The 22792-nt window shown below is 70.7% G+C and carries 18 protein-coding genes and 1 pseudogene; 13 read left to right on the top strand and 6 right to left on the bottom strand.

Annotated elements, in window-relative coordinates; genetic code table 11:
- On the bottom strand, positions 1 to 1289 hold a 1289-nt coding region (locus CIB93_RS23280; RefSeq protein WP_179500216.1), incomplete at its 3' end, for an ALF repeat-containing protein.
- A 463-nt stretch (positions 1290 to 1752) separates the two neighbouring features.
- Here CIB93_RS23280 and CIB93_RS23275 point away from each other — a divergent pair.
- Positions 1753 to 2244: a hypothetical protein gene (locus tag CIB93_RS23275; protein ID WP_179500215.1), complete on the top strand. Its 492-nt coding sequence runs from the start codon at positions 1753 to 1755 to the stop codon at positions 2242 to 2244.
- Between the two features lie 95 nt (positions 2245 to 2339).
- On the opposite strand, the pseudogene CIB93_RS23270 reads toward CIB93_RS23275, so the two are convergent.
- The 5 genes and pseudogenes from CIB93_RS23270 to CIB93_RS23250 form a co-directional block, all read right to left on the bottom strand.
- Positions 2340 to 2861, bottom strand: a pseudogene (locus CIB93_RS23270) (IS630 family transposase); the annotation flags it as partial.
- Positions 2858 to 3352, bottom strand: a complete 495-nt coding sequence (locus tag CIB93_RS23265; RefSeq protein ID WP_096629529.1) for a winged helix-turn-helix domain-containing protein — start codon at positions 3350 to 3352, stop codon at positions 2858 to 2860. The pseudogene CIB93_RS23270 and the gene CIB93_RS23265, both read right to left, overlap by 4 nt.
- A gap of 69 nt (positions 3353 to 3421) precedes the next feature.
- Positions 3422 to 3997 carry a hypothetical protein gene (locus CIB93_RS23260; protein ID WP_096629527.1) on the bottom strand — a complete coding sequence of 192 codons (576 nt, stop codon included), beginning with the start codon at positions 3995 to 3997 and terminating at the stop codon, positions 3422 to 3424.
- A gap of 307 nt (positions 3998 to 4304) precedes the next feature.
- Positions 4305 to 4754 carry a spore-associated protein gene (locus CIB93_RS23255; RefSeq protein WP_096629526.1) on the bottom strand — a complete coding sequence of 150 codons (450 nt, stop codon included), beginning with the start codon at positions 4752 to 4754 and terminating at the stop codon, positions 4305 to 4307.
- Between the two features lie 566 nt (positions 4755 to 5320).
- Positions 5321 to 6304 carry a LuxR C-terminal-related transcriptional regulator gene (locus CIB93_RS23250; protein ID WP_096629524.1) on the bottom strand — a complete coding sequence of 328 codons (984 nt, stop codon included), beginning with the start codon at positions 6302 to 6304 and terminating at the stop codon, positions 5321 to 5323.
- A 224-nt stretch (positions 6305 to 6528) separates the two neighbouring features.
- Here CIB93_RS23250 and CIB93_RS23245 point away from each other — a divergent pair, with 224 nt between their 5' ends.
- From CIB93_RS23245 to CIB93_RS23185, 12 genes are all read left to right on the top strand, one after another.
- The gene (locus CIB93_RS23245; RefSeq protein WP_096629533.1) at positions 6529 to 7941 is read left to right on the top strand and encodes an aminopeptidase P family protein; all 1413 of its coding nucleotides are present in this window, start codon (positions 6529 to 6531) and stop codon (positions 7939 to 7941) included.
- Between the two features lie 648 nt (positions 7942 to 8589).
- The gene (locus CIB93_RS23240) at positions 8590 to 9117 is read left to right on the top strand and encodes a hypothetical protein (RefSeq protein WP_096629523.1); all 528 of its coding nucleotides are present in this window, start codon (positions 8590 to 8592) and stop codon (positions 9115 to 9117) included.
- Between the two features lie 485 nt (positions 9118 to 9602).
- A complete protein-coding gene (locus tag CIB93_RS23235; protein WP_096629522.1) occupies positions 9603 to 11750 on the top strand; it encodes a hypothetical protein in 2148 nt (715 codons plus the stop codon).
- Positions 11751 to 11843: 93 nt separating this feature from the next.
- Positions 11844 to 13367, top strand: coding sequence for a GT4 family glycosyltransferase PelF (pelF, locus tag CIB93_RS23230; RefSeq protein ID WP_096629520.1), 1524 nt, complete (start codon positions 11844 to 11846; stop codon positions 13365 to 13367).
- Positions 13364 to 14770 (top strand): hypothetical protein, encoded by a 1407-nt coding sequence (locus CIB93_RS23225; protein ID WP_096629518.1) that lies wholly within the window; start codon positions 13364 to 13366, stop codon positions 14768 to 14770. Before pelF ends, CIB93_RS23225 begins: the two co-directional genes overlap by 4 nt.
- A 90-nt stretch (positions 14771 to 14860) precedes the next feature.
- Positions 14861 to 15862 carry an SDR family NAD(P)-dependent oxidoreductase gene (locus CIB93_RS23220; protein ID WP_096629517.1) on the top strand — a complete coding sequence of 334 codons (1002 nt, stop codon included), beginning with the start codon at positions 14861 to 14863 and terminating at the stop codon, positions 15860 to 15862.
- 32 nt (positions 15863 to 15894) lie between these two features.
- On the top strand, positions 15895 to 16608 hold the full coding sequence (locus CIB93_RS23215; protein WP_096629515.1) for a nucleotidyltransferase family protein: 714 nt from the start codon (positions 15895 to 15897) through the stop codon (positions 16606 to 16608).
- A gap of 5 nt (positions 16609 to 16613) precedes the next feature.
- Complete coding sequence (locus CIB93_RS23210) at positions 16614 to 17540, top strand: NAD(P)-dependent oxidoreductase (protein ID WP_096629513.1); 927 nt, start codon at positions 16614 to 16616, stop codon at positions 17538 to 17540.
- A complete protein-coding gene (locus tag CIB93_RS23205) occupies positions 17537 to 18199 on the top strand; it encodes a spherulation-specific family 4 protein (protein ID WP_096629512.1) in 663 nt (220 codons plus the stop codon). The genes CIB93_RS23210 and CIB93_RS23205 overlap by 4 nt, the downstream gene beginning before the upstream one ends.
- Entirely contained in the window at positions 18196 to 19023 is an 828-nt protein-coding gene (locus CIB93_RS23200; RefSeq protein WP_096629510.1) for an endo alpha-1,4 polygalactosaminidase, read from the top strand. Before CIB93_RS23205 ends, CIB93_RS23200 begins: the two co-directional genes overlap by 4 nt.
- 297 nt (positions 19024 to 19320) lie before the next feature.
- A complete protein-coding gene (locus CIB93_RS23195) occupies positions 19321 to 20790 on the top strand; it encodes an aldehyde dehydrogenase family protein (protein ID WP_096629509.1) in 1470 nt (489 codons plus the stop codon).
- A gap of 376 nt (positions 20791 to 21166) precedes the next feature.
- The gene (locus CIB93_RS23185) at positions 21167 to 22741 is read left to right on the top strand and encodes a GMC family oxidoreductase (RefSeq protein ID WP_096629507.1); all 1575 of its coding nucleotides are present in this window, start codon (positions 21167 to 21169) and stop codon (positions 22739 to 22741) included.
- Positions 22742 to 22792 lie beyond the last annotated feature (51 nt).

Raw genomic sequence — 22792 nt, 5'->3', positions numbered from 1 at the left:
GCGCCGGCGGCCGCGGCCGCGTTGACCGCCGCGCTGCGGGCGGCGTCGCCCGCCCGCACCGCCGCGTCGCCGGCCAAGGCCGCGAGGTCTGCCTTGGCGGCCACCGTGCGTACGAATTTCACCAGCTTCAGCGCGACGTCCGCCGCCGCGCTGGCCGCGCCCGCCATCGCCCTGTCCTTGGAAGCGGCGATCGCCGCACGATACGCGTTCGCCGCGGCGCGTCCCGCCAATGCCGCAGCCGCGGCGGCGGCATTGGCGGCAGACACCGCACGCTGTGCGGCGGACTGTGCCGTCCGTGAGGCCGACACCGCGGTCGACGCGGCCGCGGCCGCGCCCTTGGCCGCCTGCGCGGCCTTCCCTGCCGCCTTGGCCGAGCGTGCGACATCCTGCTCGGCGGCCAAGGCCTCGGCCTTGGCCTCCAATGCCGAGGCTTTCGCCTTCTCGGAAGCGTTGACTGCCTGATGGGACAGCTCGACAGCCTCGTCGGTCATCAGACCGGCGCGGCGCCCTTCCTTCTCCACGACGTCGACCAGCTGCTGGATCGTGGCCGCTTCCTCGTCGCGGGCCCGGGCGATGTACTGACCCGTCTCCAGGAACCACCGGATGGCCCTGGCCGATCCGTCGTCCAGGGCCCGACTGGCGTACTCACTCACCTGTGGTGACGCTGAGGCGAGAATGGTCGCCACCTGCACACGATCGTCCTCCTCCTGTGCGGTGTACCGCCCGTCACTGAGGAAGGCGCGCAACGCGAAGGAGGAATCGGTGTCCAGTGCGGCGGATCCCGCACGCTTCACAGCCTTGGAACCATGGGCCTGGACCGTACCTACGGCCACCCTGAGATCCTCGTCCACTGCGGTCTGGAAACCGCCCTGGAGGAGGTTCTCGACCGCTGCGTCCCCGCTGGACAACGCCGCACCAATGGCGTTGCGCGTCGCCGGGCCCGCTGTGACCAGGGACTCCGCGAGCGCGAACCTGTTGTCCTCGGCCCAGGCCACAGGTGCCTTCTGGTCGAGGAACTCGGTTATGTCCGCGCCGGAGCCCGTCAGCGCAGCGACCGCCGCGGTGCGGACGGCCCGGCGTCCCGATCTGTACGCCCAGACCACCTTGCCCCGGTCGGTATCCGGAAGACCGGCCCCCTCAGGCACCGCCGCCGTGACACCGGAACCGCTTGCCGCGTACGCCTTGCGCGTGCCGAACACATCAGCGGACAGCACGCTGCCGGCCGCCACCCCTGTGAAGATGGCTAGCGTCTGACGCCTGCTGAACACTCGCCGTGAATGCTGCGGCATCACGACTCCTTTCCACTCTGACTGTTTCCATCCGGCCTGCACTCGCCCCGATGGTGCGACACAGTGCCGCGCACCTGCCGTGTCGCCCAGACAGATCCACAAATACCTCGTCGGCACTGCAGTGGCGTTGAGGCGGCATGATTCCAACATCCATTTGATCACACGTCAATTGGCGAACAATGCGGGGCGCTTCACTCCGGTTTCACCCGTTGTCGCCATTCCGATTCCTCAGGGAATGCCCTCGGTCGTTCATGGCGGATCGTCAGGCCGGGCCTGACCTGCACCAGGCCACCCAGCTTGCAACTTCATTTATTCCAGGGAGATTTGCGAGGAGGGGTGGACAAAGATCAACTAGCAGGCTTTGATTGCGACGCCGAAGAGGCTCCCGGAGCGCGTGCGGGGCTCCCTCGGGCACGCTTTCAGCCATGCCGTCCGGCATTAGGTCACGTGGAGGAGAACACCTGTGAAGTTCATTACTCGACTCGTCGCGACGGCCTGTGCCGCCGCGACCGGCGCCACCGTCTGGGCGGTCGGCGCACACCAGGAGGTCGCGTCCGCACTTGTTGCGAGCGAAACTCCGCCGGTTGCCGTGGAGGACTTCAACTACCCCGGGGCCGACAAGATCCTGGCCGAGAAGGGCATCGTCCTGAAGCGCGGCGACGGCCACATCACCTACGCCGACTGCGCGAGCGAGACCGGCCTCCTGGAGATCCTCGCGCGAGACAAGGGGAAGATCTGCTTCCGGGTCACCGGCAACTCCGGCTGGCTGACCCTGGAGATCCCCTCCGTCTACTTGATCAAGGGCAGCGCCGAGCACGAGGCGCAGGTCGACATGACGGTCGACGCCGAGGAGAAGTCCTACGATGTGGCCAAGGGGCAGTGGACCCCGGTGGGCGAGAGCGCCGACGAACAGGGTCGCGAGCACATGCTCGTCGAGATCAGGACGTCCAGGTAACGACCCACGCCCACCATCGAACCGGGCGTGATTCCGGGTCCTCGCAAGGGCGCACATGTGTCCACACCTCCCAGACGCCAAGGGCATTGAGAAGTGCTGTGGTACTGGATGTGCCGCAGGCCGCGCCGGATGCGCTGGACGAGGTGTTCGGGGGTACTGAAGGCGACGTTGGAGAGCCAGCCGCGTCGCAGGAGGGACCAGCTTCCTTCGACTGGGTTGAGGTCGGGTGCGTAGGGCGGCAGGTAGTAGATGGGGAGCCAGTCCCGGGAGGCGGCGAACTCCCGCAGACCGGCGGCCTTGTGGACGTTGAGGTTGTCCCAGACGAGCACGATCGGGCCGTCGAGCTGTTGGTGGGCGGCGATCAGCAGGTCCCGGTAGTCGCGCCAGGAGAAGCTCTTGCGGCCGTCGCGTCGGCCGTCGTCCCGGCGTGGCCGGTAGATCAGCCGGGACCGGTGGCCGGGTTTGTAGCAGGTCAGCGCGGCGATGGATATGCGTCTGCGGGACCGGCCGCGGACCCGCACCACCGGGGTCCGGCCGCGCTGTGACCAGGTCTTCGCCTGCGGCGGCGTCATGGAGAATCCGGCTTCGTCCTCGAAGACCAGCCAGGCTCCACTCACCGCCGCGAGCCTTCCGCGCAGGGCCACACCTCCCGGGCCCACCCCGCGACCGCCTCGTCGTCCCGCTCGATCGCACGTCGGGCCGGGACCTGGCAGGACCAGCCGTTGCGCACCAGCAGCTTGCGCACGCCCTGGATGGTGTAGGTCAGGTGGAAGCGCCTGCCGATCACCGTCTTCACACGGCTCAGGGTCCAGCGCTGGTCCTCCCAGCCATGCGCGGTCGGCCCCTTGGCCAGCTCCGCCTCCAGCTGCGAGAACTGCTGATCGCTCAGCCTTGGCAGGGAAGCCGGGCCCTGCGACCGCAGGGATCGCGGGCCGCCCTCGGCCCACGCGTGACGCCGTCGCTGGACCGAGCGGACACTGACCCGCAGATCTCTGGCGATCGCGGTACTGCCCTCGCCCCGGGCGAACCGCTCGGCCGCCTGGAGCCGTAACCCTTCGCGGAACTGATGCCGTTCGGCGGTCAGCCCGCCCCCTTGTGGATACCGCATGACTCCGGTGATACCGAAGCCACCGGCCAGCCGTCACCCCTCACGACACCACGAGTTCAGTCTCAGTAGCTAGCTCGTCCAGCTGTGGGCCACGTCGACCACAACGCGGTCCTCCAACTGGATCACGCGGAAAGGCAGTCGGGCACGCACGCCGACACCGACCTGTGTCTCGCCTTCGAAAGTGCTGCCGAACCGTGTGTCCCGGAAGGTGCTGTACCCACTGACGTTCACACCGGGCAGGGGCTCACCGGCCTTGCCCGGGTAGGTCCACACGCCGGCCTCCACGTCGTAGCTCCACCCGCCGACACGGATATCGAGGATCGCTCCGCCGTCGACCGGTATGTACTCCCCTGAGGGGCGCGCGTAGAGCCGGTCTACGTACTGGACCTGGTAGTCGATCTGATCGCCGCCGCCGGGCACGTCGAACACGATGCGGTCATAGCACTCATGCTGTCCGGTCCTGATGTTCTCCAGGTGATCGACCCCCATGGCCGAACCGCCCTTGGCCCCGCTGCCCCAGCCCGTCGGACAAGCCGCAACCGCGCGCGCTCCCTCCGCCGGGGCCGCGCTCGCGGTGCCCGCCGTCATTCCCAGCGTGGCACCCGCCAGTACGAGCACCGCCACTGTCGCTCCGATACGCCGCATCTGTCTTCCCCTTCGATCGCGCCTGGTCGTGGTTGATCGCATGTGATGCCGAGGGTGATCAGTGGACGCCAGGTCCGAGCTCCCTCGGTTGTTCGTGATCCGCTCGACTGCAGCGTGCCTTCGCGGCAGTGCCCCGCGTGGGAACGTGTCGCTCCATGGCACCGGAGAGACTTTGAAGCACCACCGCCGTGTCCTCCGTCTCGCCCTGCCAGGATCCAGCCGGGTCCTGGCAGGGCGGGCAGACGCGCTGCGGGATTACGGTGCGTGGGCTGCAAGCACCCCGCCCCTCACGACCGGGACAGGCTGGTCAGCGGATGGTGGTGACCCTGTGCTCCTTCAGGGAGGCGCAGTTGGAGCCGGTCACCCGCACGTGCACGTTGGCGATGCGGCCGCCCCAGTCGACGCAGTGGCCCTTGCCGTAGACGGAGACCGGGCCGGCGTACGACGTGAACAGCCCTTCGTCCTCGGCGTACTCGGTGGTGTCGTCGACGTAGATCCATGCGCCCGTCTCCAGCGCGGTGCCCGGGTTGGAGCGGATCGTCGTGACGCAGTTCTTACCGCTGGTCGGGTTGTACGTCAGGTAGACCGTGCCGTACGAGCCGACAGGAGCCGAGTTGACGGTCCGGTAGCCGCTCCCGCAGACCTCCTGCGGTGTGGTGTTCGGCGCGGCCGAGGCTGGGACCGCCAGAGCAGTCACACCCCCAGCAGCCAGAGCCACCACCGCGGTACCGGCCAGAACAGAACGAATGAAACGCATGCATCTCCCTCGTAGTCCTTCGGAACCCTGCACTCTCAAGAGATATGACACACACCCCACCCGAATAGTTGTACACCCCCACAAGATCCCAAGAGGACTGCGTGTTGTGGCGCAGCAGGCGGCATCTCACCCCACTTCCGACCCCGACGCCACCTCCTCACCGCCCCCGGCCACCGCTCAGCCCCACCACACCGAGACACAACCCCAGCCGACCACTTCGCCGACCTGGAGGACTCCGCCCTGGCCCACCTGCCCTCGGGCACGTTCACCGCGAACGCCGCCCGGCTCACACTGGCGCCACCGCCCACAACCTCACCCGCGCCGCGGCCCCGGTCCAGGTCCCGGTCCCGGTCCCGGTCCCGGTCCCGCCGTCAGTTTGTCCCACGCCCGCGCATAGCCCAGCGCGGGGAACAGGGCCAGAGGGGGCAGGAACTACACCCCGTCCACGGAAACACCGGCGGCGGGCGCGGGGGCGACAACGAACAGGTCGCCCACAACAGCGCGCTCGCGCACACCTATCTGTGGCAGCGGCTCACGGGAGCGGAGGCCTCGACCATTCCTCGGACTCACAGCCACCCCGACCGCTGTGCCTGCAGCGCCAGCTGGAACCGGCTCGTAGCCCCGAGCCGGGCCATCAGGACCTGCACCCTACGGAAGAGCGTACGACGGCTGACGCCGATCTCCCGGGCGATCACATCGTCACTCGCGCCGGCCGCGAGCAGCCGGAGCAGACGTCGGTCGGCGGGCAGCAGCCCCACAGGCCGGGCCGAACGGCCGTGGAACGGCAGCGCGTTCTGCCAGGACTGCTCGAACAGCGCCACTAGCGCGGAGAGCAGGCCGCACGGCTGCACGACCAGCATCGTGTTGTACACGTCCGTCTCCTTGATCGACAGGGCGACCAGGGCGTACGCGTCGTCGATGATCACGAGCTTGACCGGCACCGACGGAAGGACCCGCGCCTGCTCGCCGGCCTCGATGCACGGCTCGATCGAATTCTCCAGCTGCCCTGGATGCTCCAGGGACTCCCGCGAGTACACGACCCGCTGGGTCACTCTGCGCGCGAGCGTGGCCAGTGCGTCGTCCATGGCGCCCACGACGGGAAAGTACGGCGGTGAGTCGAACTGCCGGATCTGCTCCCGGGCGCTCGTCCACGCCTGACGCATCCGGAGCCCGATGGCGTCACCGGTCACGACCTCCACCAGAGGATCGTGATACCCGGCGAGCCGCTGCCGCCGGAACGACTCGAACGCGCCCCCGACTGTGATCCGGGACTCGTCGAGTTCGGCCGCCCGGCGCCGCCCGAGGATCTCCAGGCCCGCGGCCGGTGGCACCGGCGCCACGACGGCGGAACCCTCCTCCGCGGTGCTCGCCAGACCGCAGTCGACCAGCTCGCGGTACGCCTCCGCCAGCGCCTCGTCCCCGAGCCCGGCCGCGGCACCGATCGAACTCAGCGGCGCTGGCCCGCACTCCAGGAGCGTCCGGTAGATCCGGGCGCCCTCCCGACTTATGCCCAGATACCGGAGTGCCTCGCCGAGTTTCTCATTCGCCATACACCGATTATCGACGTCTTCGATTCGGGGGCCGCCGGTCCCGCCCGCTCGTGTGCCGTGACGGGCCTGAGGGCCGAACTCAGCCTGGCCGCCACGCCAGATACCGGCGTGGCCGATCCGTGCCACTGGCGGACTTCGGCAACCGGCGCCCACGTCGCGGAGTACCTTCCGGTGGTCGCCGGCCCGCGGCGGTCGTGGAACTCATCCGGAAGAAGGTGCAGGACGTGGCGAAGGGTCGCAAGAACAACCTCTACCAAGACGTCTCCGAGGAACTCTCCACCCTGATGAGGTCGGGGTGGGCGGACACCGAGCGGCACGGGCTGCAGCCCGACGAGCAGGCCCCGTACGCAGCCCGCCGCCGCGCCGTGCTCTCCGCGCGCTTCCCCGGCGAGCGCCTCGTGATCCCCTCCGGCAACCTCAAGACCCGCTCCAACGACGACACGTACCCCTTCCGCCCGTACACGGGATACGTGCACATGACCGGCGACCAGGCACGCGACGGCGCCCTCGTGCTCGAACCCCGCGCAGGCGGCGGCCACGACGCCTACTGCTACCGGCTGCCGCGCGACAGCCGCGCCAACGACGAGTTCTGGATCGGCTACACGGCCGAGCTCTGGATGGGCCGGCGCCGCTCGCTCGCGGAGGCCGAGGTCGTCCTCGGGCTGCCCTGTCGCGACGTACGCACGGCGGTCGACGACCTGGCTGCCGCCACCGGCGTCCCCACCCGGATCGTCCGTGGCATCGACCCGGCCCTCGAAGCCGCGGTCACCACGGACCAGGAGCGCGACGACGAGCTGGAGGAGGCGCTCTCCGAACTCCGGCTCGTCAAGGACGCGTGGGAGATCGGCGAGATGCGCAAGGCTGTCGACTCGACCGTCCGCGGGTTCACCGACTGCGTCGGCGAGCTGTCGCGGGCCGTCGCGTCCTCCGAGCGGTGGATCGAGGGCACCTTCTTCCGCCGGGCGCGCCTGGAGGGCAATGCTGTCGGATACGGCTCCATCTGCGCCGCCGGTGACCATGCCACGATCATGCACTGGACGCAGAACGACGGCCCGGTCCGGCCCGGCGAGCTGCTGCTGCTCGACGCCGGCGTGGAGACCCGTTCCCTCTACACCGCCGACGTCACTCGCACACTCCCGATCGGCGGCACGTTCGCCCCGGTCCAGCGCCAGGTGTACGACGCGGTGTACGAGGCGCAGGAGGCCGGCATGGCCACGGTCACGCCGGGTGCACCGTACCGCGACTTCCACGAGGCGTCCCAGCGTCACCTGACGGCGCGACTCGTCGAGTGGGGCTTCATCAAGGGCCCCGTCGACCGTGCGTACGCCCTGGGTCTGCAGCGTCGCTTCACGATGGCCGGCACCGGGCACATGCTCGGCCTGGACGTCCACGACTGCGCGCAGGCCCGCTCGGGGGAGTACGTCGACGGCATCCTCGCGCCGGGCATGGTGCTCACGGTCGAGCCGGGACTGTACTTCCAGCCCGACGACCTGACCGTGCCGCAGGAGTGGCGAGGCATCGGCGTCCGGATCGAGGACGACCTGGTCGTCACGGAGGACGGCCACGAGAACCTGTCGGCGGGCCTACCCCGCTCCTCGGCCGAGGTCGAATCCTGGATGGCCCGCGTCGCGGGCTAGCCTCGCGCTTTCAGTGCGACGTGAAGTCGCTGTCATGCAGTGGTAGTTACAAGGGGAGGAGTCAACTACTGCGGCCTGTGACCGACGGCCGGTCCCCAGCCTCGGGCGCGTCTGCGGTGACGCGGGGGTGCTGAGCCGAGGTGGTGGAGCTCAACCCTGGCATGGGAAGACACCGTCTCGCCCCGGTACGCACCGCACTCGCGGGGAGGGAGGCGATGATGCCGATCAGAACGTTCAGGCCGATGGCGCAGATCCCCAGGAACGAATCCGCAAGGAGAGTTCAGCGGACACCCGGATGACGAGCGACGCACCGATGAACGCGGCCAGGGTCAAGGCCCGCCCGGGAAGGCCCGGATGTGGTGCCCGAAGGCGGGTGCGGCGGGTGCCGGTCCACACCGCGGCACGGATCGCGAGCCCTCGGAATTCGCCATTGACCTCGCGACCCGTGTCATCCGGCAGGGCAACGCGTGGCGACTCTCCGTATCCGCACAACATCATGGCGTTGTCGTGCGGGAACGGCCCTCCGCACCACCGCGCGAAGACGGCTGCACAAGACCTTCACCGTCCAATCGCTTTCAGCCGCACCGTGCCCACGGTGCGGCTCCGGGTGCAGACGGTGCGCGTGGACCGCGCCTACTCTCCCGGGCCATGAGATCCACTCACACGAGACGCCTCGGTCTCGCCACGATCATCGCCCTCGCCCTCGCGCTCTTCGGCCTGGCGCCCTCCGCGAGCGCCGCCGACCCGGCCCCGGCCGAACTGTCGTTCACGACCGACGCCGCCACCACCACGCCCGGCGGTGCGGTGAACCTGTCGATGACGATCAAGAACAATCAGACGTACGACATCTGGTTCATCTACCAGTCCATCGACCCGACCTGGCTGACCACCCAGCGCCCCGACCTCAAGTACAGCTTCGTCGGCTGCAGCCTGGCGACGGACGCCGGGGCCGTCCCGTGTTCCGGCACCGGGCCGGCGAACCTCGGCGGCAACTACGGCACCACCATCCCGCCCGGCCAGAGTCGTACCGTCACCCTGACCTTGCAGGTCGCCGCCGACTCCGGCTGCAACGGCAACATCGGCTTCTACTCCTACTTCTACGCGGAGTTCAGCGACAGCAGCAACGTCAGCGGCGGCCCGGTCTACACGCCCGAGACTCGCGTGCTGTGCGCGTGACCGCACACCCACTCCACCCGAGGGGCGCGCATCCCCGCTGAGCGGGACCTCATGGACGAAGGCGGCGGCCGGCCCCTGCTTTACACCGGCCGCCGTCGGGATGCCACCCCAGGAGTGACTTGATCCAGCTCCACAGCGACCGGAATTCTGGTCTCGTCCACTGACGTTTCTCGCCCTCGATCTCCCGTGGCCCGCAGCCCACCGCTCGCCTTCCGCAGCAGCACACAGGCCTGCGAGTGACTCCCACGGCCAGGACCGGAGGCTCCGAAGCCACCGAAGACGACCGCCTTGTCGGATTGATCGTCACATATGCTTTTCCGTCAAGTTCCCCAGCGGCCACATAAAAACTCCACACAGACCTCACCATGTGACTCGACGGATGCGTCGACGACCGGCGCCTCAGAGAGGCAGCGGCGTGGTCTTGGGGTGGGGCAGGCTCTGACAGGAGCCCGACCTCCCCCGCCCTGGGGAGGGATTTCCACCGCATGAAGCGGACCATTCGCACCACCGCGCTCATAGTGGGCACACTGATGGCAGCGATCGGGTTACCGGCTGCCACCGCCCAGGCGGGCGATCCGGCACCGCGCGTCGATCTGCGCGTGCTCGTCGTGAGCGACGGGGGACCGTCCACCGACGCCATCGCCGCCGAACTGGAGAACGCCGGAACGCCGTACACCGAGGTCGAATTGGAGGACGCCGACCGGCCCGTGATCGACGCGGGATTCCTCGCCGACACCGTCGACGGCCGACCGCGCGCGAAGTACCAGGCCGTCGTCCTGCCCAACGACAACCCGTTCCCGACGGGCTCCGCCGAGATGGCGGCCATCGTGGCCTACGAGCGGGCGTACTCGATTCCACAGGTCGACGCCTACACCTACGCGCGTCCACAGGTGGGGCTCAACGCGGCGGTCGGCACGGGCTACGCCGGCAGCATCGACGGGGTGCGCGCCGAGGTGACGCAGGCCGGCAAGGCCGGGCCCTTCGGCTACCTGGGGGGCACTGTCCCCTTCGAGGACAACTCCCCCACCGTGAGCGAGTCCTACGCCTATCTCTCGACGCCGGCAGCGGGCGCCGACTTCACCCCTTACGTCCAGGCCGCCATCCCGGGCAGACCGACGATGGGCTCCCTGGTGGGCGAGTACCGGCACGACGGGCGGCGTCAGCTTGTCGTCACCTTCGTCTACAACCGGTACCAGCAGCAGTACCGACTGCTGGCCAGGGGCATCGTGGAGTGGATGACCGGCGGGGTGCACCTCGGCGCCGACCGCAACTACTTCGCGGTCCACGTCGACGACGTCTTCGCCGCTGACGACCGCTGGGACACCGTGCTCAACTGCACGCCCGGAGACGTGGACTGCCAGCCGGGCGAGGGCACTCCGAACCCGATACGCATGGTCCCGGCCGACGTCGATCACGCCACCGCCTGGCAGAACGGCCGGGACTTCACACTCGACTTCGCCTACAACGCCTCCGGCACCGTCGACCACCGCGAGGACAACGGCGGTCAGGACGCCCTCGCCGACAAGCTCCTGGCCGAGCGCGACCGGTTCCGCTGGATCAACCACACCTACACCCACGCCTTCCTGGGCTGTGTGCAGGACACAGGCGTGGTGCCGTGGAAGTGCGCGACGAACGCAGACGGATCCACCCGGTGGGTCGGCCGGAACGCGATCGCCGACGAGATCGCGACCAACGAAGCGTGGGGTGCGGCGGCCGGACTCCCTCTCAGGCGCGATGAGTTGGTCACCGGCGAGCACTCCGGTCTGAAGGTCACCCCTCAGCAGCCGGAGGACAACCCCAACCTGGGGCTCGCCCTCACCGACACGGGCATCGAGTGGCTGGGCTCGGACAACTCCCGGGACCCCGTGCAGCGCCAGGTCGGCACCGCCACGACCATCTCCCGCTACCCGATGAACGTCTTCTACAACGCCGGGCGGGAAGCCGAACAGGTCGACGAGTACAACTGGATCTACACCGGCCGCGCCCAGGGCGGCAGCGGAATCTGCGAGGACAACCCTGCCACCTCCACCTGCCTGGCCGCTCCGCTGGACATCGCCACCGGCTACACCGAGCACATCGTCCCGCTGGAGACCCGGATCGCGCTGGGGCACGTCCTCTCCAACGACCCCAAGCCCCACTTCATCCACCAGTCGAACCTCGCCGAGGACCGCATCGCCTATCCGGTGCTCGACGGTGTGCTCGGCGCCTACGACGACCTGTTCACCGCCGACACCCCCGTGGTGAATCTCCGCATGAAGGACATCGGCGTCGAGATGCGGCGCCGGGCAGCCTGGCGGGCCGCCATCGACGCAGGCCAGGTCACCGCCTACCGGATCGGCGACAGTGTGACCGTGCATGCGCCCGGGGGTGTGGCGATCGCGGCCACCATGCCCGCCGGTACCCGGCAGGGCGGCACCGGCTTCGGGGCTCCCTACGCGGGCAAGGTCTCCGGCTGGGGCTCGGCCGAAGGCCGGCCCTACACCCTGGACCTGCCCGTGTCCGCGGGTGCGGCGGCCGCGGCGGACACGCCGTACGAAGCACCCGCCGTGACCGGCGCACCGACGGGCGCCGCACCCCGGACCGAGGTGCCTTCCGGCGTCGTGGAGCGGGTCCCCCACGGCGCGGAACGCTGACAGGCGTACGCCCCCCTGTCCCGGTCGCCGGTGCGGCGGCCGGGGCGGGCCCCCTGGCCCGACAACCTCACTTCCCGGCCGTGGAGCAGATCGATGTACTTTCCCCACGGCGCGCGACACTCCGGCGCGTCGCGCGTCACCCTGCTCACCGAAGGCACCTACCCGCACAGTCATGGTGGCGTGAGCGTCTGGTGCGACCAACTCGTCACCGGCATGCCGGACATCGCGTTCGACGTGATCGCCGTCACCGGAACCGGTCGCGAGCCGGTCGTCTGGGACGTTCCGGACCACGTCGGCCGCATCGTCTCCGTCCCCATGTGGGGCCCCGCCCCCGAGGGGCGGGCGCCGCGCGGGCACCACCGCCGGCGGATCGCCGAGTCCTACGAGCGGTTCGTGACCGCGCTGCTCGACCCGCGCGCGGAGGACGGCTTCGGCCCGGCTCTGTACGCGCTGGCGCGGGCCGCCCAGGACGGCTGGCTCAGTCCGTTCCTGCGCGGGGACCAGGCCATCGGCATCCTGACGGCCCTCTGGAACCGGTCCGGGCTCGCGGTGCGCGAGGCCCGGCCGACCCTCCAGGACGCGGTGACCGCGACCGCACTGCTGGAGCACGCCCTGCGGCCGCTGGCCGCGCCGTACCCGGAGGAGGGAGTGGCGCACGCGGTCAGCGGAGGCGTGGCGGTCCTGCCGGGCCTCGCCGCGCTGGAACGGCACGGCGTGCCGCTCCTGCTCACCGAGCACGGCGTGTATCTGCGCGAGCGCTACCTCGGATACCGCACCGCTCCCTACCGGTGGCCGGTGAAGGCGCTCGTACTGGGCTTCTTCCGGCTGCTGGCGGAGGAGACGTACCGGCGGGCCGCCCTGATCACCCCGGGCAACCGCTACAACCGGCTCTGGGAGGAGCACGGAGGTGCCGCGCCCGATTCGATCCGGACCGTCTACAACGGCGTGGACCCCGCCGCGTTTCCGCCCGCCGGCCCGGAACCTGCCGACCCCGTGCTCAGCTGGGCCGGCCGTGTCGACCCGATCAAGGACCTGGAGACCCTGATCCGCGCCTTCGCCCTCGTACGGGCGCGGATGCCGACCGCGCGGCTGCGCCTGTTCGGCGGCACGCCGCGCGGCGGGGAGGCCTACCGGGACCGGTGCGAGGCACTGGCCGCGGAGCTGGGCCATGCCGCCGCGGTCACCTTCGAGGGCCGGGTCGAGGACATCAGGGACGCGTACGCGGCGGGGAACGTCGTGATGCTCTCCAGTATCAGTGAGGGCTTCCCCTTCACTCTGATCGAAGCCATGTCGTGCGGGCGGGCGACCGTCTCCACGGACGTGGGCGGCGTCCGGGAGGCAGTAGGAGACACCGGTCTCGTCGTGCCGCCCCGTGATCCGGCCGCGATGGCCGCCGCGGCACTGGAGTTGCTGGCCGACGCCGAGCGGCGCCGGAGGATGGGCGAGGGGGCCCGGCTCAGGGTGATCGAGCAGTTCACCCTCCGGCAGACCATCGACACCTTCCGTTCCATCTACCAGGAGCTGTCCGGGGCCGACGGCCGGAGAGCGCCCTCGGCCGTCGAGGAACACGTGCCGACGACGGTGGGCAGGTCACCGGTGAGGAGCGCGGCCGGATGAGTGGACCCATGTCGCTGGAACCGGGCGGCGCGGAACAGGACACGCTGGCACTGCGCCTCGCCGACGACCGCACCCTTGCCCTGCGCCTCGCCGGCCCCTGCCCGCCTGCCCCGGTCCTGCCCGGCCACGGGGCGCGAGCCGACGCGGTGGACGGGCTGGCCGCCGCACTGGCCGAACGTATCGCGCCCGCGGTCCACCCTTACGAGGTCGCCGCGCTACTGGAATCCGAGGGCCTCACCGGTGACGTGATCCGGGAGAAGTACGGGCACGCCGACCTGTTCTCGCTGGCGACGGCGTTGTACCGGCGCGTACCGCGGACCTTCCCCGAGCCGCCCCGCCCCACCGACCCTTGGCGACCTGACCATCTGCGCTGCGCCTTGCGAGGGCTGCTGTTCGCGCTCCCCGGCCTCGCGTACGCACTCGCCGGGCGGCTGCTGCCTCCTGACGGCGCGGTGCGGGCACTGGTGGTGGCCGGGCTCATCTCCTGGGCCTGGAACCAGGCACTGGGCCACCGGGCCTACCTGCGTCTGACGGCCGGGCGGCTGGAGGCGGGCCGCACCCTGGCGAAGGGGGCACCGCTGGGGGCTGCCACGGCCGTCGCCGCCGGTGCCGCTCTCTCGGGGTCGGCCGTGACGGCCCTGGCCGTCACGGCCCAGTCGGCATACCTCGCGGCGGCCGGTGTGCTGCTCGTGCTGGGCCGCGAACGGCTGCTGCTGGCGGTCCTCGTGCCCGTCACCGCCTGCGGGGTGTCGCTGCTGTGGTGGGAACCCGGGAACGTGCTCCGCGCCGGGCTGCCGCTGCTGTCACTCCTCGGTGCGGTCGCCGCGGCCGCCTGGGCGCTGCGCGCCACCCGCTCGGTCCCGGCCGCACCCGGCACCGCGCGTCCGGGGCTGTGGCCGTCCCTGCCGTACGGCCTGTTCGGACTGGCCGCCGGATCACTCGTGTTCCTGGCGGGCCGGGACCATCCCTGGGCCGTGATCGTGCTGACTCTGAGCATGGGGCCGGCCGAGTGGCTGCTGTACCGCTACCGCGGACTGTCGGTGGCGGCACTGCGGTCCACGAGGACGCTCGGCGGGTTCCGGGCCCGCTCCGCAGCCGTTCTCACCGGCTGCCTGCTGGTGTACCTCGGCCCTCTCCTACCGGCGGCGCTGCTCGTGGACGCCGAGCCCGCCACCCTGCTGCTGCTCGCCGCAACTCTGTGGATCTCCCTGCTGCTTCAGGCGTTCGGCACCGCCTGGCCGCCGGCCGCCGTGGGTCTGACCGCAGCGGCGTTCTCCGGCGCGGGGATGCTGACCGGCGCCCCGCCGGGCACCGCGGCGCTGCCGCTGAGCTGCGGTGCTGCCGTGCTCTGTCTCACAGCCGTGACCCTACGGCGGCTGGGCCGACCCACCGCACACGGCTGACGGGACTCCACCGACCGACCACCGCCGACCGACCGACCGACCGACCACCAACTACGACCACCGACCACCGACCACCGGAAGGAAACCACCTTGAACGCCCCATCGCTCGCCGCCGTCACCGGAGCCGAGGGCTTCATCGGTTCCCACCTCACCGAGGCGCTCGTCGCCGCCGGGCACCGGGTGAGGGCCATGGCGCAGTACAACTCCTTCTCCTCGTACGGCTGGCTCGAAACCCTCCCCCCCGCCGTCCTGGACCAGGTCGAGATCGTCCTCGGCGACGTCCGGGACCCGGGTTCGGTCCGCCATCTCGTCGAAGGGGCCGACAGCGTCTACCACTTGGCCGCGCTCATCGCCATCCCCTACTCCTACCGGGCACCCCACAGCTACGTGGACACCAACGTCACCGGCACACTGAACGTCCTGGAGGCGGTACGGGCCGCGGGCACACCGCGGCTGGTGCACACCTCTACCAGCGAGACCTACGGCACCGCGCAGACCGTGCCGATCACCGAGGACCACCCCATCAACACCCAGTCCCCCTATGCGGCTTCGAAGGCGGGCGGGGACCGGCTGGCCGACAGCTATCACGCCAGCTTCGACACCCCCGTGGTGACGCTGCGGCCGTTCAACACCTTCGGGCCGCGGCAGTCCATGCGGGCCGTGATCCCCACCGTCATCGGCCAGGTCGCGGCCGGGGAGCGGACCATCACCCTCGGCGACCTGCGTCCCACTCGGGACTTCACCTTCGTCAGGGACACCGCGCAGGCGTTCCTGGCGGTCGGCTCCGCGCCCGCCGAGCGGGTCGTGGGCCGTACTTTCAACGCCGGCACGGGCGGCGAGATCTCCGTCGGCGACCTGGTCGCCCTCATCGGCAAGGTGATGGACACCGCGCTCGACGTCCGCGAGGACACGCAGCGGCTGCGGCCCGCGAACTCCGAGGTCATGCGACTGGTCGCGGATGCCGGGCGACTGCGCGCGGCGACCGGCTGGAGCCCGGCGCACAGCCTGGAGGAGGGCCTCGCGCAGACGGTGGAGTTCTTCCGCGAGCCGGGCAACCTCGCCCGCTACAAGACCGGCATCTACAACATCTGACCGCACCCGGCACTTCGAGCAAGGGGAAGACCATGTACGCAGTGATCATGGCCGGTGGCAAGGGTGTCCGGCTGCGGCCCTACACCACGACCCTGCCCAAGCCGCTGGTGCCCATCGGAGACCAGCACGCCATCCTCGAAATCGTCCTGCGCCAGCTCGCCTCGGCCGGCTTCACCGGCTGCACCATCGCCATCGGCCATCTCGGCGAGATCATCCGGGCCTACGTCGGCGACGGCTCCCAGTGGGGCCTGCGAGTCGACTACTCCACCGAGGAATCCCCGCTGGGGACCATGGGGCCGCTCCTGACGATGCGTGAACGGCTTCCGGAGCACTTCCTGGTGATGAACGGGGACATCCTCACCGACCTCGACTACGCCGACGTCCTCCACAGCCACCAGAGCTCCGGAGCGCCTCTGACCATCGCCACGTATGCGCGCCAGGTGCGCATCGACTTCGGTGTGCTGACCACCGACGCGAGCAAGGTCGTCGGCTTCACGGAGAAGCCGAGCCTGGACTACCGCGTTTCCATGGGGGTGTACGGGTTGACCCGGGCCACGCTCGACGGGTACACCGCCGGGCTGCCGCTGGGCTTCGACGAGTTGGTGCTGGACCTGCTGGGTTCCGGCAACCCGCCGCTCGCCTATGACTTCGACGGCTACTGGCTGGACATCGGCCGTCCCGACGACTACGACCGGGCCAACGCGGAGTTCACCAGCCGCAAGTCCCTGCTACTCAAGGGGGCCTGAGCGGTATGCGCGTTCTCGTCCTTGGCTCCACCGGTTACCTGGGGGCCCACGTCGCCGAGCGGCTCGGTGCTCTCAAGGGCGCGCGGGTCCTCGCCGGCGGGCGGTCCCCCGCCGCCGACGTTCCCGTCGACCTCGCCACCGACTCCCCCGACCGGCTCGCGAAGACCCTGGCGTCGGCGGCGCCGGACGCCGTGGTCAACTGCGCCGGGGCGACCGGCGGGGACCCGGTGACGCTGGCGGAGGCCAATGCCCGGGGGCCCGCCGTCCTGTGCGAGGCCATGGTTCTGGCCTGCCCCTCGGCCCGGCTGGTCCATCTCGGTTCGGCCGCCGAGTACGGCCCGAGCACTGACAGGGTTCCGACGGCGGAGTCTGCGGCCACCCGCCCGCTCAGCGCCTACGGGGCCACGAAACTGGCCGGCACGGCCACCGTCTCGACCTCCGCTCTGGACGCACTCGTCCTCCGGGTCGGTAACCCGGTGGGGCCCGGGGCGCCACCCGGCGGACTGCCGGGCCGGGTCACCCGGCTCCTGCGCGAAGCGGGTTCGGACACGGACGCGGTGCTCCGCCTCGGGGACCTGTCGGCGTACCGCGACTTCGTCGACGCACGAGACGTGGCGCGGGCGGTGGAGCAGGCGGTGACCGCGCCCGGGCCGTTGCCGCGCGTGCTCAACATCGGCGGCGGCGACGCCGTACCGGTGCGCGACCTGGTGCATACCCTCGCGGAGATCGCGGGCTTCGGCGGACGCATCGAGGAACAGGGCGCCGGCTCCGCCCGCTCGGATCAGGTGTCCTGGCAGTGTTCCGACATCTCTGCCGCCGGGACAGCCCTTAGCTGGCGTCCCTCGTATGTGCTCCGGGAGTCTCTGACTGCACTGTGGTCCGCCGGCGCCCACCCCCCGGCCCCGCGCGAGGAAGGCGAACTGCCATCGTGAGCCTTCTGATCCCGCTGTACGTCCACCCGGCTGTGGACCCTGCCGCCTGGCACCAGCTCATTGAGGCGGCCGACCGCACCTACGCGGTCGTGCTCAATCCCGCGGACGGACCGGGCGGCGCCGCCGATCCCGCCTTCGTCTCCGCGGCGGGCGCGCTGCGCAGAGCGGGCGCCCGCGTGCTCGGCTATGTGGACACCGACTACGGCACCCGGCCTGCCGTCGATGTCACCGCCGATGCCGCCCGGCACCGGGAGTGGTACGCCACCGACGGCTGCTTTCTGGACCGGGTGAGCGCAGCCGGGGACGCGCTGTCCGCCTACCGGAAGCTGGTACGCGCGCTGCGCCGGCAGGGCGCATCGCCCGTGGTCCTCAACCCGGGCGTGCACCCGGCTCCCGGCTACGCCAGGATCGCCGATCTCCTCGTCACGTTCGAGGGCCCTTGGTCCACCTATGTGTCGGCGTTCAGCAGACCCGACTGGACGACGCGCTGTCCGCCCGACCGCTTCTGTCATCTGGTGTACGGCGTGCCCGAGGCGCTGGCCTCGCTGGCCGTACGCACCGCCCACGAGCGTGGCGCCGCGGTGTCGGGCCCTGTGACCGGGCAGCCGCCCAACCCGTGGGCCCGGCTGACACCGGTGCTGTCCGGAGCGGGGCGGTGAAACCCGGAGCCCGGCCGTGGGCAACCCTGCTGGCTGTGCTGGCGGTCGTGGTGACCACCTTGCTGTCCGGTTGTTCCGATACGGGCGGCAGCCGGGACACGGCGTCGGACGGACCGGGCAAGAGCCGGTGGCAGCCTCGTCCGGGGCTGGCCTGGCAGTGGCAGCTTGACGGGAAGGTCGACGCCGCGGCGGCCGACGTGCCGGTCTATGACATCGACGGCTTCGAGAACGACGCCGAGGACGTCGCCCGGCTCCACCGCGCGGGCCGCAAGGTGATCTGCTACATCAACGTGGGCGCCTGGGAGGACTACCGGCCCGACAAGGACGCGTTCCCCCGCTCGGTGCTGGGCGGGCCGAACGGCTGGCAGGGTGAGCGCTGGCTCGACATCCGGCGGATCTCCCTGCTTCGGCCGATCATGGAACGGCGGTTCGACATGTGCCGGAAGAAGGGATTCGACGCGGTGGAGCCCGACCTCGTGGAGGGGTACGCCGAGGACACGGGCTTCCCGCTCACCGCGCAGGACCAGCTGCGCTACAACCGCATGATCGCTCGCATCGCCCACGAACGCGGCCTGGCTGTGGGCCTGAAGAATGATCTCTCCCAGATCCCGCAGCTGGTGGACGCCTTCGACTTCGCGGTCAACGAACAGTGCGCGCAGTACGGCGAGTGCGCGAAGCTCACACCGTTCATCGAGGCGGGCAAGGCCGTCTTCCATGTCGAGTACACCGAGCCGACCGACCGCTTCTGCCCCGAGTCCCGCAGGCTGAACCTCTCCTCCATGCGGAAGAAGTGGGAACTGGGGACCTGGCGCAGGGCCTGCTGAGCGGCGAGGCCGGGTCCGGAGGGGTGGGGGCCACCACGCCCCGGACCGCCGACGCCACCTCCGTGGTCCGACCGGTGTCCCCGCCTCGTACGTCACGGTCGGCTCGATCGTGACGTACGCGAAGGAGCACTTGAGTCCCGCCCGGGGGGCTGGGTGCCGGGGCGGGTTCCTCGGTTCGGCCGCGCTCGTGCTGCGCGCCCGGGCCGCCGCGCTTACCGTCGGTCATGGATCGCCACCGGGATGCCGCAGGGACGGCGTACGGCCGGGCGACCGGTCCAGCCGCACTTGGAGGAGCCCATGCCGGAGCTGTTCATCGAAGGGCAGTGGACCGCTGCCCTCGACGGGCGGACGCGGGAGATCCGCTGTCCCGCCGACGGGAGTCTGGTGGCCGTCGTGGACGAGGGCGGGGCGCGGGACGCCGACGCGGCCGTTCGCGCGGCCCGGCGGGCGTTCGACGACGGGCCCTGGCCGGGGACGCCGGCCGGCGAGCGGGGGCGGCTGCTGCTGCGGGTCGCGGAGCTGCTGGAGCGGGACAAGGACGTCTTCGCGCGGGCCGAGTCGCTGGACACCGGGAAGCGGCTGGCCGAAAGCGTGTACGACATGGACGACATCGCGAACTGCTTCCGGTACTTCGGCAACCTCGTCGCGGCCGGGGACGGGGGCCGGGTCGTGGAGACCGGGGTCGCGGACGTCGACAGCCGGATCGTGCACGAACCCGTCGGGGTGTGCGCGCTCATCACCCCGTGGAACTATCCGCTGCTCCAGACCGCTTGGAAGGTCGCTCCGGCGCTCGGGGCCGGTAACACGTTCGTGCTGAAACCGAGCGAGCTGACTCCGCACACCGCCGTTCTGCTCATGGGGCTGCTGGCCGAGGCCGGGCTGCCGGACGGGGTCGCGAATCTGCTGCTCGGGGCGGGGGGCGTGGTGGGCGCGCCGCTCACCGAGGACCCCCGGGTGGACATGGTGTCGTTCACCGGGGGGCTCGCGACCGGGCGGAGCATCATGGCTGCCGCCGCGCCCACCGTGAAGAAGGTGGCCCTGGAGCTGGGCGGCAAGAACCCCAACATCGTCTTCGCCGACGCCGACTTCGACACCGCCGTCGACTACGCGCTGATGGCGGTGTTCCTGCACTCCGGCCAGGTCTGTTCCGCCGGGGCCCGGCTCCTGGTGCAGGACGAGCTGCACGACCGGTTCGTGGACGAGCTGGTGGCGCGGGCCCGGCGGATCAGGCTCGGCGGGCCCTTCGACGAGGACGCCCGCAGCGGTCCGCTGATCTCCGCCGAGCACCGCGACAAGGTCGAGGCGTATGTGGCGGAAGGTGTGGCCGAGGGCGCGGTTCTGCGCTGCGGGGGTGCGCGGCCCGACGATCCGGCGTTGGCGAACGGCTTCTACTACCCGCCGACCGTGCTGGACGAGTGCACGGCCGGGATGTCCGTGGTGCGGGACGAGTCGTTCGGGCCGGTGCTCACCGTGGAGCGGTTCCGGGACGAGGACGAGGCTCTGCGGCTGGCCAACGACACCGTGTACGGGCTGGCGGGGGCTGTTTGGACGCGGGACGGCGAGCGCGCCCACCGGGTGGCGTCCCGGCTGCGGGCGGGCACCGTGTGGATCAACGACTTCCACCCCTACGTACCGCAGGCGGAGTGGGGCGGCATGAAGCAGTCCGGTTTCGGCCGGGAACTGGGGCCCGCCGGACTCGCCGAGTACCAGGAGGCCAAGCACATCTGGCGCAATGTCGCGGCGGTTCCCCAGCGATGGTTCGAGTGAACGGCACCGAGGTCACCGGGCTGCGTCCTGGCTGTGCGGGCCGCCGGAATCCGGCCGGTGTCCGCCATGGCGCGGGACGGAGGTCCGCCCGCGTTCCCGCCGGGGCGGTGGGGGCCGCCGGTGGACCGGCTCGCGGTGCTGTGGGGCACGGCGATGTCCCTCAACCGGGCCTGGCCGCGCGCCGAGGTCCGAAGCGCGGCGGGTCCGCGGTACGGATAGCCGCGGTCCGGTGTTCCTGTTCAACGAGGTCGTCGCGTTCGGCGGCTTCGCCCACCGCTGGTCCGCCCAGCGGCACCGCACCGGTGCTCGCCGAGCACCGCTTCGAGGCGGAGCCGCCCGCCGCTCCCCCGCCGACCCTCTGAACCCTGGAGACGCGATGCCCGAAGAGAACTCTGTGCCCACGTACGACTACGTCGTGGTCGGCGGCGGTACGGCCGGAGCCGTCGTCGCGGCCCGGCTCACCGAGGACCCCGCCGTCACCGTCTGCGTCCTGGAGGCGGGGCCCTCCGACGTCGGGGACGACAACGTCCTGCGGCTGGAGCGGTGGATGGCGCTGCTGGAGTCGGGTTACGACTGGGACTACCCGGTCGAGCCGCAGGAGAACGGCAACAGCTTCATGCGGCACGCCCGTGCCAAGGTGCTCGGCGGCTGTTCCTCGCACAACTCGTGCATCGCCTTCTGGGCCCCGGCCGAGGACCTCGACGAGTGGGGCGCGCTGGGCTGTACGGGGTGGAGCGCGGCGGACTGCTTCCCCCTCTACCAACGGCTGGAGACGAACGACGCGCCCGGCGACCACCACGGGCGCTCCGGCCCCGTCACCATCCGTACAGTGCCGCCCCGCGACCCGTGCGGGGCGGCCCTGCTGGAGGCCTGTGCGGCGGCGGGCATCCCCACCGTCCCCTTCAACACGGGCAGCACGGTGATCCGGGGTGCGCACTGGTTCCAGATCAACGCCCGGGAGGACGGCACCCGCTCCTCCGCCTCGGTCTCGTATCTGCATCCGGTGCTGGGCAAGCGGCCCAACCTGGACGTACGCACGGGGCTCCAGGCGAAGCGGCTGCTGTTCGAGGGCGACCGGTGCGCCGGCGTGGAGTACCTGGAGCCCGACACCGTGCACAGCGGGGCGGTGCACGCCCGGCGCGAGGTGGTCGTCGCCTGCGGCGCGATCGACTCCCCGAAGCTGCTGATGCTGTCCGGCATCGGCCCGGCCGGGCATCTGCGGGACACCGGGGTGGACGTGCGGGTGGACTCCCCCGGTGTCGGCTCACACCTCCAGGACCACCCGGAGGGCGTGATCATGTGGGAGGCGAAGCGGCCCATGGCCACCACCTCGACCCAGTGGTGGGAGATCGGCATCTTCGCGGATACCGAGAAGGGGCTGGACCGGCCGGACCTGATGTTCCACTACGGCTCGGTGCCCTTCGACATGAACACCTACCGGCGCGGCTACCCGACCTCGGACAACGCGTTCTGTCTGACCCCCAACGTCACCCGCGCCCGGTCCAGGGGCACGGTCCGGCTGCGGAGCCGGGACTTCCGCGACAAGCCCCGGGTCGATCCCCGCTACTTCACCGACGAGCACGACGTACGGGTCATGACCTACGGGCTGCGGCTGGCGCGGGAGATCGTCGGGCAGCCGCCGATGGCGGACTGGGCGGGCGCCGAGCTGGCCCCGGGCCCGGGTGCGGCCACGGACGCCGAGCTGCTCGACTACATCCGTGAGACCCACAACACCGTCTACCACCCGGCCGGGACCGTACGGATGGGCCCGGCGGACGACCGGGAGTCACCGCTCGACCCTCGGCTGCGGGTCAAGGGGGTCACGGGGCTGCGGGTGGCCGACGCGTCCGTCATGCCGGTCCTCTCGACGGTCAATCCGTGCATCACCACGATGATGATCGGCGAGAAGTGCGCCGACCTGATCAAGGCCGACGCCGCCGGGAAGGGGTGAGCGGCACACCGGGCACAGATTCGTACACGTACTCGAATCACAGGGCGCCCT

Source organism: Streptomyces sp. WZ.A104 (assembly GCF_002382885.1).
GTDB lineage: Bacteria > Actinomycetota > Actinomycetes > Streptomycetales > Streptomycetaceae > Streptomyces.
This window is presented reverse-complemented; position numbering and strand designations above follow the sequence as displayed.

Coding starts and splice junctions, on each gene's coding strand:
- CIB93_RS23235 (WP_096629522.1), top strand. CDS start 9,603: ATGAAGCGGACCATTCGCACCACCGCGCTCATAGTGGGCACACTGATG.
- CIB93_RS23215 (WP_096629515.1), top strand. CDS start 15,895: ATGTACGCAGTGATCATGGCCGGTGGCAAGGGTGTCCGGCTGCGGCCC.
- CIB93_RS23210 (WP_096629513.1), top strand. CDS start 16,614: ATGCGCGTTCTCGTCCTTGGCTCCACCGGTTACCTGGGGGCCCACGTC.
- pelF (WP_096629520.1), top strand. CDS start 11,844: ATGTACTTTCCCCACGGCGCGCGACACTCCGGCGCGTCGCGCGTCACC.
- CIB93_RS23250 (WP_096629524.1), bottom strand. CDS start 6,304: ATGGCGAATGAGAAACTCGGCGAGGCACTCCGGTATCTGGGCATAAGT.
- CIB93_RS23240 (WP_096629523.1), top strand. CDS start 8,590: ATGAGATCCACTCACACGAGACGCCTCGGTCTCGCCACGATCATCGCC.
- CIB93_RS23265 (WP_096629529.1), bottom strand. CDS start 3,352: ATGCGGTATCCACAAGGGGGCGGGCTGACCGCCGAACGGCATCAGTTC.
- CIB93_RS23195 (WP_096629509.1), top strand. CDS start 19,321: ATGCCGGAGCTGTTCATCGAAGGGCAGTGGACCGCTGCCCTCGACGGG.
- CIB93_RS23260 (WP_096629527.1), bottom strand. CDS start 3,997: ATGCGGCGTATCGGAGCGACAGTGGCGGTGCTCGTACTGGCGGGTGCC.
- CIB93_RS23185 (WP_096629507.1), top strand. CDS start 21,167: ATGCCCGAAGAGAACTCTGTGCCCACGTACGACTACGTCGTGGTCGGC.
- CIB93_RS23225 (WP_096629518.1), top strand. CDS start 13,364: ATGAGTGGACCCATGTCGCTGGAACCGGGCGGCGCGGAACAGGACACG.
- CIB93_RS23255 (WP_096629526.1), bottom strand. CDS start 4,754: ATGCGTTTCATTCGTTCTGTTCTGGCCGGTACCGCGGTGGTGGCTCTG.